The organism is Paeniglutamicibacter sp. NPDC091659, assembly GCF_044756805.1.
Taxonomy (GTDB): Bacteria; Actinomycetota; Actinomycetes; order Actinomycetales; family Micrococcaceae; genus Paeniglutamicibacter.
In genome coordinates, this window is sequence record NZ_JBIVTO010000009.1 from 107,185 (window position 1) to 118,914 (window position 11,730).

At 65.9% G+C, this 11,730-nt stretch carries 9 protein-coding genes; 2 read left to right on the top strand and 7 right to left on the bottom strand.

What is annotated here, in order from left to right; all coding sequences use genetic code 11:
- Positions 1-37: 37 nt before the first annotated feature.
- Positions 38-802 carry a LysM peptidoglycan-binding domain-containing protein gene (locus tag ACIQLF_RS16200; protein ID WP_400300541.1) on the top strand — a complete coding sequence of 255 codons (765 nt, stop codon included), beginning with the start codon at positions 38-40 and terminating at the stop codon, positions 800-802.
- 38 nt (positions 803-840) lie between these two features.
- A complete protein-coding gene (locus tag ACIQLF_RS16205; RefSeq protein ID WP_400300544.1) occupies positions 841-1,506 on the top strand; it encodes an Rv3235 family protein in 666 nt (221 codons plus the stop codon).
- On the opposite strand, the gene secA is transcribed toward ACIQLF_RS16205, so the two are convergent.
- From secA to mtrA, 7 genes are all read right to left on the bottom strand, one after another.
- The gene (gene secA, locus ACIQLF_RS16210) at positions 1,503-4,226 is read right to left on the bottom strand and encodes a preprotein translocase subunit SecA (protein WP_400300547.1); all 2,724 of its coding nucleotides are present in this window, start codon (positions 4,224-4,226) and stop codon (positions 1,503-1,505) included. The two genes, ACIQLF_RS16205 and secA, sit on opposite strands and share 4 nt — an antisense overlap.
- Positions 4,227-4,290: 64 nt before the next feature.
- Complete coding sequence (locus tag ACIQLF_RS16215; RefSeq protein ID WP_400300550.1) at positions 4,291-5,523, bottom strand: winged helix-turn-helix domain-containing protein; 1,233 nt, start codon at positions 5,521-5,523, stop codon at positions 4,291-4,293.
- A 25-nt stretch (positions 5,524-5,548) separates the two neighbouring features.
- Positions 5,549-6,247: a ribosome hibernation-promoting factor, HPF/YfiA family gene (gene hpf, locus ACIQLF_RS16220; protein ID WP_400300553.1), complete on the bottom strand. Its 699-nt coding sequence runs from the start codon at positions 6,245-6,247 to the stop codon at positions 5,549-5,551.
- A gap of 168 nt (positions 6,248-6,415) precedes the next feature.
- Complete coding sequence (locus ACIQLF_RS16225; RefSeq protein ID WP_400300556.1) at positions 6,416-7,075, bottom strand: ComF family protein; 660 nt, start codon at positions 7,073-7,075, stop codon at positions 6,416-6,418.
- Between the two features lie 310 nt (positions 7,076-7,385).
- Entirely contained in the window at positions 7,386-9,092 is a 1,707-nt protein-coding gene (locus ACIQLF_RS16230) for an LpqB family beta-propeller domain-containing protein (protein WP_400300559.1), read from the bottom strand.
- Complete coding sequence (gene mtrB, locus ACIQLF_RS16235; protein ID WP_400300561.1) at positions 9,085-10,830, bottom strand: MtrAB system histidine kinase MtrB; 1,746 nt, start codon at positions 10,828-10,830, stop codon at positions 9,085-9,087. Before mtrB ends, ACIQLF_RS16230 begins: the two co-directional genes overlap by 8 nt.
- 95 nt (positions 10,831-10,925) lie before the next feature.
- Positions 10,926-11,603, bottom strand: a complete 678-nt coding sequence (gene mtrA, locus ACIQLF_RS16240) for an MtrAB system response regulator MtrA (RefSeq protein WP_387525874.1) — start codon at positions 11,601-11,603, stop codon at positions 10,926-10,928.
- Positions 11,604-11,730 lie beyond the last annotated feature (127 nt).

Consider the following 11,730-nt stretch of genomic DNA (forward strand, 5'->3'; position numbering starts at 1 on the left):
CATCAAATCACCTCAAACAACATCAAATCAGGTTAAAATGCGCAAGCAAGCTACTAATGACGTATTCACGGTGGCGGCCACGGCGAGCCTGTCGTTGGCAATGCTGCTCGGCGGCCGCCTCATCTCCAGGAGGCTGGACCCGGACACGTTCGTGGACGCGGATCTCACCCCGGACTCCCTCGAGCGGTTGACCGGACTGGCTCTGGGATTGCTCGGCGCGGTGATCATGCTCTGGCTGCTGCTCGGCATGCTGTTGGCACTGCTGGCCACGCTGAGCGCCAGGCTGGGCCACCGTCGCCTCGGCGCGAAAATTGCGCGGCTGGTCCCGGGATTCCTTGCGAGGCTCGGCGCGGCCGCCATCGGCGGCTCCCTCCTCCTTGCCACGTCGGCCCATGCGGCGGAACCCCGCACCCCCACCGCCCAGCATGTCGCCGGCCAACCAACCGGCCCCGAGACGACGGCAAGCCCGGAACCACACGGAGATCCCGGAGACGGTGCGGGCACCACTCCGGACGAATCCACAGTGCTCTCCCCCGGATGGCTTCCGCACCGGATTTCCCTGCCGTTGCAGCGGCTGCTCGGCGGCGGAACCCGCAAATCGCAGGAAGTGGTCGTCCGCCCCGGCGACACCCTCTGGTCGATTGCCGCCCGGCACTTGGACCCCGAGGCCACATCCGGGGACATCGCAGAATCCTGGCCGCGATGGTATGCGGCCAACCGCGAACTCATCGGCCCCAACCCCGACAGGCTCGCCGTCGGCTTGGTCCTCACCGAGCCAGAATCCCTCAACACCCGTTCGTAAGGAAACCACCCGCACCACGTCCCCGTCAGGAGCACGCCATGAGCATCACCACGATCGAACCGGCCACCAGAAGCACCCCCGCGGTCCTGCTGCACGAGGGCGTGTGGACCGAGTCAGGCGAGGTGCCGTCCCCGCGCACCACCGGCAGGCGCTTCCCCCAGGCCCTGCGGGGCACTGCGGCTCCGCGCAGCCAGCGGTGCATCATCGGAACTGCACCCGTTCCGGCGCCCATCCCGGATGCGCCGACGCCCGAAACGGTCCCGGGCTGGCACACGGACGCCCCCGACCCCGATCCCGACCAGGTCCCCGCGGAGGTCCGTCCGCTCATCGAGAAGATCTTCCCCAAGGCCGCGTCCATGGCGAACGTCGAGGAGTCGGTGGCAACCATCGTGCATGCCGTGGCCCCGGCGGTGCTGGAGGTGCTGGCCGGGGCCCGTCCGGCGCGCCAACTGGTCAACGCCCTGAGCCCCGAGTGCATGGGCAAGCTCGAGCACCATCTGCGGATCGGGCAGGAACGCCAACCGGACCCGGGCGTGTGTTGCTACAGCAACCCGAGGGTGCTGCGCATCCGCATTTCCCAGGTCCTGCCGCTGGTTTTCGAGGCCGCAGTGGTACTGCTGGACCTGCAAAAAGTCCGTGCCACCGCTCTCAGAATTGAGCGGTGGCACGGACGGTGGCAGGTTACTGCGCTTGAAATCGGCTAGCTGCGCTTGCCCTTTTTCTTCTTGCCGTTGCCCTCTGGCTTGGGCGCCGCGGATCCCGGGGTGCGCTCGATGTGCGTCGAGGCCTCGCCGCTCTCCTCCGGCGCGGTGTAGCGCAGCGTGGAGGGCCTGGCCGGGGCGTCGAGCCCCGGCGTGTTGAGCACCGGTCCGCTGGTCACCGAGCGTGCGTCGGTGACGCCGGGCAGCGACACCTCGGGTGCCTGCTTGGTCTCAACCTCGATGTTGAAGAGCATGCCAATGCTCTCCTCTCGGATGGATTCCATCATGGTCTGGAACATGATGAAGCCCTCGCGCTGGTACTCCACCAACGGGTCGCGCTGGGCCATGGCACGCAGGCCAATGCCCTCCTTGAGGTAGTCCATCTCGTAGAGGTGTTCCTGCCACTTGCGGCCGATGACGGAGAGCACCACGCGACGCTCCAGCTCGCGCATGTTTTCTTCGCCGACGGACTGCTCGCGCGCCTGGTACTGCAGGCGGGCGTCGGAAAGGATCTCGCGTTCCAGGAACTCCGGGGTCAGCGAGCTGCGGTGTCCGGCCTCGGCGATGACCTCGTCGAGGGTGATGGAGATCGGGTATAGCTGCTTCAGGTTGGTCCACAGATGCTTCAGGTCCCAATCGTCGGCCTGGCCCTCGGCGGTGGCCTCGGTGACCATGGCCTTGACCACGTCCTCCAGGAAGTGCGCCACCTTCTCATGGAGGTCGCCACCTTCCAGGATCCGGCGGCGGTCGCCGTAGATGGCCTCGCGCTGGCGGTTCATCACGTCGTCGTACTTCAGCACGTTCTTGCGCTGTTCGGCGTTGGTGCCCTCCACCTGCGCCTGGGCGGTCTCGATGGCCTTGGAGACGATCTTGGATTCCAGCGCAACGTCGTCGGGCATCGACGGGTTGTTCATGATGCGCTGTGCGGCACCGGCGTTGAAGCGGCGCATGAGTTCGTCGGTCATCGACAGGTAGAAACGGGACTCGCCCGGGTCGCCCTGGCGGCCGGAGCGGCCGCGCAGCTGGTTGTCGATGCGGCGCGATTCGTGGCGCTCGGTGCCCAGCACGTAGAGGCCGCCCGATTCGGCGACTTCCTTGGCCTCGGTGGAGACCTTCTTCTTCGCCGAGGCGAAGACGTCGTCCCACTCCAGCTCGTACTGCTCTGAGTTTTCCTCCGGGTCCAGGCCCCGGCGTTCCATCTCCGAGACGGCCAGGAACTCGGCGTTGCCACCGAGCATGATGTCGGTTCCGCGGCCGGCCATGTTCGTGGCAACGGTGACGGAGCCCTTCTTGCCGGCCTGTGCGACGATTGCGGCTTCGCGTGCGTGCTGCTTGGCATTGAGCACCTCGTGGCGGATGCCCTGCTTGGCCAGCAGGCGGGCCAGGTATTCGCTCTTTTCAACGCTGGTGGTACCCACCAGGACCGGCTGGCCGGTGGCGTGGCGCGTGGCGATGTCCTGGACGACGGCATCGAACTTGGCGATCTCGTTCTTGTAGATCAGGTCCGGCTGGTCCTTGCGAAGCAGCGGCTTGTTCGTCGGGATTTCCACGACGCCAAGCTTGTAGGTCGACATGAATTCGGCGGCCTCGGTCTGGGCCGTGCCGGTCATGCCCGAAAGCTTGCCGTAGAGGCGGAAGTAGTTCTGCAGGGTCACGGTCGCCATGGTCTGGTTCTCGGCCTTGATCTCCACCCCTTCCTTCGCCTCGATGGCTTGGTGCATGCCCTCGGAGTAGCGGCGGCCGGCCAGCGAACGGCCGGTGTGCTCGTCGACGATCATGACTTCGCCGTTGATCACGACGTAGTCCTTGTCGTTCTTGAACAGTTCCTTGGCCTTGATGGCGTTGTTCAGGAAGCCGATCAGCGGCGTGTTCGATGCCTCGTAGAGGTTGTGGATGCCGAGGTAGTCCTCGACCTTTTCGATGCCCGATTCCAGGACGCCGATGGTGCGCTTCTTCTCGTCGACCTCGTAGTCGACGTCGATGGAGAGGCGGTTGACCAGCTTGGCGAATTCGGTGTACCAGCGGTTCACGTCGCCGGAGGCCTGTCCCGAAATGATCAACGGGGTGCGGGCCTCGTCGATGAGGATCGAGTCGACTTCATCGACGATGGCGTAGTTGTGGCCGCGCTGCACGAGTTCCTCGGCGCTCCAGGCCATGTTGTCGCGCAGGTAGTCGAAGCCGAACTCGTTGTTCGTTCCGTACGTGATGTCGGATTCGTACTGCTGGCGACGCTGCGCGGGATCCTGGTTTGAAAGGATGCAACCGCTGGTCAGGCCCAGGAAGCGGTAGACGCGGCCCATGATGTCGGACTGGTATTCGGCAAGGAAGTCGTTGACCGTGACAACGTGGACGCCCTTGCCGCTGAGCGCGTTGAGGTAGGCGGGAGCCGTGGCCACAAGGGTCTTGCCTTCACCCGTGCGCATTTCCGCGATGTTGCCCATGTGGAGGGCGGCGCCGCCCATGAGCTGCACATCGAAGTGGCGCATGCCAAGGGTGCGGTCCGCTGCTTCGCGGACGGCGGCAAACGCCTCCGGGAGAAGGTGGTCCAGCGATTCGCCATCGGCGATTCGCGCCCTGAATTTATCTGTCTCGCCGCGCAACTCGGCATCGCTAAGGGCACGGAATTCGCTATCAAGCACGTTGACAGCGTCAGCGTATCCACGCAACTTTTTCAGCGTCTTCTTATCGCCGGTACGCAGGATACGTTCAAGCATTGATGCCACGAGGCAGCTCCCAAATCTCAAGCACAGGAATTCTGGCGTGTTCAGTCTACGTGAGAGATTGCTTTCACTTGTGGTTATCAGCGAATTTGGGCGAGCTTAGCGAAAACTCCAAGGCTGCTGCCAGATTTCCCCGCGGAGAAACGTCAATATCTTCAAGTCCCAGCCATTCCGCCAGCAGGTGCAACTCCTTGGCCAGCTCGTCGGCGGTTTCGGGCGGGGCATCGGGTTCCGCATATGCCCCGCGCACGAGCAGGGATTTCTGCGAACGGTCGGCCTTGACGTCGACGCGCCCCACGAGGTTCTCCCCCAGCAGGAATGGCAACACGTAGTAGCCATAGGTGCGTTTCTCACTCGGCGTATAGATTTCCAACCGGTAATTGAAATTGAAAATCTTTTCGATGCGTTTGCGGTTGAAAACAAGCGAATCAAAGGGGCTTAGGAGTGCCCGCGCCGAGGCGCGCCGAGGAATGACGGTGTCCGGGAGCATGTAGAACGTGTCCTTTTGTCCGTGCACTCCGGCACGGACCAGCATCGACCGCTCATTCAGGTCTTCCAGGACCGCCGCGCTTTCCCTGACAGGCAACCGGAAATAGTCGGCCAGGCAATGCGCCGTGCCGACCCCGTGGGCCTTTGCGGATGCCAGAAGCAAGCGTTCCATGGCCAACCGCGGATCCACGGGTTCGGGCTGCTCCCGGTATTCCGGCAGCACCTTCTCCAAGGCCGTGTAGCGGCGCTCGAATTGGTTGTTCCGCCCCGATGCGGTGATGATGCCTTCGGCAAAGAGCGCTTCCAGCACCCGTTTGACGGCCGACCAGTTCCAACCCCATTCGACCGTTTCCTTTGGGTGCACATGGCCCAATTCCTCGGAGACCTCCCGGGCGGTGAGCGGCGGGGAGCTTTGCAGCAGGTCTTGGATCTCCCGTGAGAGCGAGTGTCCCGCGTCGTCAAGCGCGCCGAGGCTGCCCGGCCAGGTGCGACGCTGCCACGGCACCAGGTCCGCAAAGTGTTCGGACCTGACCAGGGAAGCTTCGTGCGCCCAGTATTCGAGGATCTTGCGAGGCTTGCCGACACAGAGATCGTCAAGCAGCGAGGTCTCGTAGGGGCCAAGCCGCGAGAAGAGCGGCAGGTACTGCGCTCGGGTGAGTACGTTGACCGAATCGATCTGGAGCAGTTCCAGTCGGTTAAAAGTGCGGCCCACCGCACCAATCGTGACAGGTGCGGTGGGCCGTGCCCGGTGCAGCCCTTGGGCTGCGAGGGCGATTCGACGGGCCTGGGACGTCGAGAGGATCGTGGTCATAGGCCCATCGTAGTTGCCTAGCTGTTTATGCGTTGACCGGGGCTGTGTCCCGGTAGCGGCGGGTTTCCAGGGTTGCCTCGTCGGTGGCCTCGGGATCAAGGGTGATGATGCCGTAGGCATACTGGCGGCGGTTGTAGACCACCGAGTGTGCACCGGTCGCTTCGTCGATGAAGAGGTAGAACGGGTGGCCGACCATTTCCATCCGGTCCAGGGCGTCGTCGACGCTCATCGACTCTGCAGGGAAGACCTTGCGACGGATCTCGATCGGGCTGGCGCTGGCCTCGGCCGCCTCGGCGGCGAGACGCGCCTCTTCCTCCTGCTGCGCGATGCGGGTTGCCTCATGCAGCGGGATGGAGGTGGCGGCGGGCTCCAGCCCGCTGGTTGCCTGGTGGACGGCCTTCGGCGTCCGGCTGCCGTGGTGGACCTTGCGACGATCCCGTGCCTTGCGCAGACGCTCAAGCAGCTTTGCGAATGCGGTGTCAAAGGCGGCGAACTTGTCTCCGGCCTTTGCCTCGGCGCGGATTGCCGGGCCCCGGCCCAGGACCGTCAGTTCAACGGTCAGGGCGCTGTCGGCGTTGCGAGCAGCGTGCGGCTCCTTGGTGACCTTGATATCCAAGCGCTGGATCTTCGTCGCAAGCTGATCGACCTTGTCGATCTTCTCGTCCACGTACTCGCGGAAGCGATCGGAAACCGTTACGTTTCGTCCGCTGATCGTCATCTCCATGGTGTCCTCCATCATTGCTCAGGTGACACAACAGCGACTGAAAAAACACTCCTTTCAGTCGCTGAAGATGGGTTCGTTTCCCCTATCAGGGTGCCCATACTTCACCCTATGACAGATGCAGGGATAATCAAGGATGTTCCGATTATTACTTCATCGCGCTGAGCGTAATTACCGATTTCCCGCCGGTGCAGTCGTGCTTGCCACCACCACGGCACCGCACACCACCAGCCCCCGGCCCGCCAGGCAACGGTGGGCCTCGGCAAGGGTTGCACCCGTGGTCAACACGTCGTCGACAAAAATCACCTGTGCACCCGAGGAAAAGATCTTTTTTGCCCCGGGCGTGGCGCGCACCCGCATGGTGTTGCGCACCGATCTCCGGCCCCGGCGACCCAACCCCTTCTGCGCGGCGCCCCAGGAGTTCCCGATCCCGTACCTCAGCAGGTGCTCGACCCGCACGTTTGCAGGCAGCGACCCGGCGGCCACCACCCGCCGCAGCAGCAGGCCCACGGGCCAGTAGCCCCGCCTGGCAAGTGCCTGCCGGCGCGTGGGGACCGGAACCAGGATGACTTGTTCCCGGGGGTTCGCCAGCTCCAGGATGCCGGCGCGCAGGGCCGAGGCAAGCACCGGGGCCAGCACCTTGCCCAGGGAAACCATCTGGTGGTTCTTGTAGGCCAGGAGCACCGATGCCAGCTCATGCTCGTATTTTCCCGCGGCAACGACCGGCAGCGCCTGCCCGCGTTGGTTGAGCGGCAGGGCCTCGGCAAGCCGCTCGACGCGGCCGGGGTGCAGCCCCGCCCGCCGCAGGCCCGTGGCGCATGGGTGGCACAACGAGGCATCGGGGCGCCGGCAGCAAACGCATTGCACCGGAAAGAGCAGGGCTCCTGTCACCCGGAACGCCGACCGGAGGATCCGGGTCTCCCTGGCTAACCACAGCCGGTCCAACAGTTTCGGCCACCGTGGTGTTGCACGGCGGCCGATGGCGGCGCCCGGACGTGGCGCCGGCGAAGGAACCCGAGTGTTCGAACCCATGCCCCCAGCATGGTGCACGGGAAAACAGTGTGCATCCGGGGCCGCGCGAATTGGGGATATCGGTCCCGTGGTTGCGGCCGGCGAAATCCGCCCGGCGGAGTGCGGTCCGTTATCCGGGGTAGGAGAGGTCGCGCGCCGATTCCTCCATTTTGTGCCAGGAGTTTCCGACACGCGTGTAGAGCTTGTCCGTGGTCTCGGCGAAGACCGGGCGGCGCTCGCCCGGGCCTGCGGAAAGGCCGACCATGCCCAAGAGCGGCTGGAACTTCTCGGGCTTGCCCCCGAAGTTGATCCGCTCCGCCTCGACCCGTTCGGTCGGATCGGAGGCCGCGACGATGATGCTGGAGTCCGAGTCCCAGACTGCCCGGGTCACGGGGACCGAGGGGTGCAGGTGCATCGGAGGGGCGAAGCCGCGCGGCGTGCCGTCGCTGTCCCGCAGAATGCCGCTGATGCTCACCGTCGACACCCCGTGCTTGGAGGAAACGATCAGCGCGCGTGCCCCGTCGCGTGAAATGCGGATCGAGGAAACGCTCGAGTCGTTGAGCCAATCCGCGGCGATGGGCCTGACCTTGCCGTTGAGCAAGGTGTCTTCGGGAACGGCGAGGATCCTGGTTTTTGCCCCGTGGTCGGCCGTCCAGGTCCAGCCGCTGGCGTCGATGCTCGGGCGCACCAGCGCCGTGCCGGTCGCCACGATCCTGCTGTGGCCCTGGTCATCGACCGTGAAGAGCCGGGTGAACGTGCCGTCCAGGAACGCATAGCGGTTACCCAGCGGGCTCATGGCCGGGTCGCGCGGGTCGTATGCGGAGATGTCGTCGATGGCGACCCGGGAAATCGACTTGCCCTTGACGTAGTACAGCGTCTGGTCGACGATGCCGATCTGGGTGTCCGGAACCGGCGCATTGACCTGGGCTTCGAAGAACTGCGGGTCCTGCGGCCCGAGTTTCACCTCGCGCTGCTCGTCGGTCATGACCACCGTGCGGATGCTGCTGAGCCCCTTGAGGGTAAGATCGAGCTGCTGCTGCATCTGCTGGCGGCTCAGTTCCGTCGCATCGATGAATGTCGCCGAGTTCAGGTCCACGGTGGCCCGCTGGCTTTCGATGGGAACGGCCGAACGCGCCAGCGAGCTGCCGCTGGGGAAGGCCGAAACCACGGCGTTTTCAAGGTACGGCGCCGGGCCCTTGAGCAGCGCCTCGACCATGGCCGCGGCCAGGCCCGTGCGCTTCGGGAACCAGCGCATGTCCGGGACTGCGTAGTGGTAGGTCGCGTCGTAGAAGTAGATCGGCTGGGCAGCGAACAGCCCGTCGAAGGAATCCCTGTCGATCATGGTGCCGTCGGGCAGCTCCGAAATCTTCCACTGCCCGTCGAGCTTCTCGAGGGTGATGTCCACCGCGCGGGTGGAGTGCGGCGGCAGTTCCGTCATCACGCCGTTGGCGTCGATCTGGGCCACCACCTCAAGCTGGATGGTGTACGTGTTGGGCTTCGCGCCCGGGATCACGCTGGGGCGCGCGTCGTAGACCATGGTCTGCACGGCGCCCTTCCACACCCCGGACTGCTTGGGGTTCAGGAATTCGCGCGCCACCTTGTAGTCGTCCTGCGGCGCGATGCCCGCCTCGATGAACCCCTCGATGATCTCGCGCGGGTTTGCATCGACCTTGGGACCGGGCGGGGAAAAGGTGCTTCCCTGGCCCTCGGCAGCGTTCTCGACCTGCAGCGCCTGGACGGGGCCGCTGCGCGGGATGGCGGAACAACCCGAGAGCACCAGCACCAACCCGAGGAGCAGTGCCAGGGCCCTGCGGAATCCGGTCAGCGGCCTAGGCATCTGGTTCCTGCTTTCCCGTGGGGTTTTCTTCCCCGGCCGCCGGCACGGGTTCCGTGCCCGCCTTGGGGTCCGAGGAGATCATCGGCTGCAGCGGCTTGAACCCGACGATCGGGATCTCGCCAGTCAGCGGGAAGGTGATCAGCATGTTCCTGTCCACCACCGCGTCGGCGAGCACTATCGGTTCCAGCGGCAGCGGTGAGCTGGTGATCGTCTCCCCCAGCAACCGGGGCAGGGTCAGCCTGAAACAGGAGCCGACTCCGCGCTCACCCCAGGCCTCGAGCCGCCCGGTGTGCAGCCGGGTGTCTTCCGTGGCGATCGACAGGCCGAGCCCGGACCCGCCGGTGGTGCGGGCGCGGGCCGGGTCGGCGCGCCAGAAACGGTCGAAGACGCGGGTGCTGGCCTCCGGGCTCATGCCGATGCCGCGGTCGCGCACGGTCAGCGCCACCGCGGATTCGTTGCCGGCGACCGAGATGTCGATGGGGTTGCCCTCGCCGTGCTCGATGGCGTTCATGACCAGGTTGCGCACCACGCGTTCGATGCGCCGCGAATCCATCTCGGCGACGCAGCCGCCGGCGGGGGTCGAGAGGCGCAGCAGCGAGCCCATGGCCTCGGCGTGCGGAGTGGCGGCGTCGATGACGCGCCGGGCCACGGCGACCAGGTCGGTGGGCTCGGCGTCCAGCACCGCGACGCCGGCGTCGAAGCGGGAGACCTCGAGCAGGTCGTTGAGCAGGATCTGGAAGCGTTCGACCTGGTTGTAGAGCAGTTCGGCGCTTCGCTTGTTGATCGGGTCGAAGTCCTCGCGGGCGTCGTGCAGGACCTCCGCCGCCATGCGGACGGTGGTCAGCGGGGTGCGCAGCTCGTGGGACACGTCGGAGACGAAGCGCTGCTGCATCTGCGAGAGGGTCGCCAGCTGGTTGATCTGGTCCTGCAGGGACTGGGCCATGTGGTTGAAGGAGGTGCCCAGGCGGGCGATCTCGTCCTCGCCCTTGACCGTCATCCGTTCCTGGAGCTCGCCGGCGGCAAGCTTTTCCGACACCTGCGCGGCATCGGCGACCGGGCGGACCACGCCGCGGGTGACGTACCAGGTGATGCCGCCGACCACCAGCAGCAGCAGTCCGCCGACCAGGGCCATGGCCCGGTTGATGAAGTCGAGGGTGCTCTGCACGCTGGTCAGGTCGTAGACCAGGTAGAGCCCGTATTCGCGCCCGGGCGGCAGCGTGACGCGGGTCCCGAAGATCAGCCCGGGGCCGGTGCCGGAGCCCTTCTTGACCTCGATCGACTGCCAGTAGATGGCGTTGGATTCGCGGATCTGCGCGGCCAGTGCCTCGGGGACGATGCGCGAGGTCAGGTTGCCGCTGGCCGTGGGGCCGACGTACAGGTTGTCGTCGCCCGGAAGCGGCACCAGCACGAAGTCGCGGGGCACCAGCGCGCCGTCGCCCTCGAGGATCTTCAGCGTGTTGGTGACCAGCGAGTGGGTGCTGGCGCGGTCGGTGGTGGCTGCGGAATCGAAGATCGCCTTGACCTGGTTCAGGCCGCGCACCGACTCGGACTCGACCTGGTGGAAGCGCTCCTGGAACAGCCCGGCGGCGATCTGGTTGGAGAGGAAGCCGCCCGCGGCCAGCAGCGCGAGCGCGGTGAGCAGCACCGCGGACGTGACGGTGCGGAAAAGCAGCGACCGGCTCCAGCGGGAGAGCACCGCCGCCTTGGCGTGCTTGATCGCCGCCAGCGTGCGGCGCATGAACGAGCGGACACCCGGGTCGGCGTTTTCCGGTGCCGGTTCCGCTGCGGTTTCCGTGGGCTGTGCGGACGGGGCGTCGCCCGTCGTCTGCTGGCTCAGACCTGACCGGCCTTGTAGCCGACGCCGCGCACGGTCAGCACGACGCCCGGGCGTTCGGGATCGAGCTCGACCTTGGAGCGCAGGCGCTGGACGTGGACGTTGACCAGGCGGGTGTCCGCGGCGTGGCGGTAGCCCCAGACCTGTTCGAGCAGCTGCTCGCGGGTGAACACCTGCCACGGCTTGCGGGCCAGGGCGACCAGCAGGTCGAATTCGAGCGGGGTCAGCCCGATGGGGGCGCCCTCGCGCGTCACCCGGTGGCCGGCGACGTCGATGCTCAGGTCCCCGATCTTCAGGGTTTCCGGGGCGTGCTGTTCGGTGGGGCGCAACCGGGCACGCACGCGCGCCACCAGCTCCGCCGGCTTGAACGGCTTGGGGACGTAGTCGTCGGCACCGGATTCCAGGCCGCGCACCACGTCCGCGGTGTCCGACTTGGCGGTGAGCATGACGATCGGGACGTCGTCCTCGGCGCGGATGAGCTTGCAGACCTCGATCCCGTCGAGGCCCGGGAGCATCAAGTCCAGCAGCACCAGGTCCGGCTTGACCTCGCGGAAGATGCCCAGCGCCTTGGCGCCGTCGTAGCAGAACACGGCCTCGAAGCCGTCGTTCTGCAACACGATGCCGATCATTTCGGCCAGCGCCTCGTCGTCGTCGACAACCAGGATGCGTGCCTTCATAATCTGCCCTTCCGTAGCGCTGCATGGGCCCGATGTACGCCGGAGCCCAGATAGGAACAAGACTACATGAGGCCGGCGCACAATTCGGCAGTGAAACGGCCGCCGGCCAATGCCCCGTTTGTCCCGG

Excerpts from the sequence above, each read along its gene's own strand:
- ACIQLF_RS16200 (WP_400300541.1), top strand. The coding sequence starts at position 38 with ATGCGCAAGCAAGCTACTAATGACGTATTCACGGTGGCGGCCACGGCG.
- mtrB (WP_400300561.1), bottom strand. The coding sequence starts at position 10,830 with ATGCGCCGCACGCTGGCGGCGATCAAGCACGCCAAGGCGGCGGTGCTC.
- ACIQLF_RS16230 (WP_400300559.1), bottom strand. The coding sequence starts at position 9,092 with ATGCCTAGGCCGCTGACCGGATTCCGCAGGGCCCTGGCACTGCTCCTC.
- hpf (WP_400300553.1), bottom strand. The coding sequence starts at position 6,247 with ATGGAGATGACGATCAGCGGACGAAACGTAACGGTTTCCGATCGCTTC.
- ACIQLF_RS16205 (WP_400300544.1), top strand. The coding sequence starts at position 841 with ATGAGCATCACCACGATCGAACCGGCCACCAGAAGCACCCCCGCGGTC.
- ACIQLF_RS16215 (WP_400300550.1), bottom strand. The coding sequence starts at position 5,523 with ATGACCACGATCCTCTCGACGTCCCAGGCCCGTCGAATCGCCCTCGCA.
- mtrA (WP_387525874.1), bottom strand. The coding sequence starts at position 11,603 with ATGAAGGCACGCATCCTGGTTGTCGACGACGACGAGGCGCTGGCCGAA.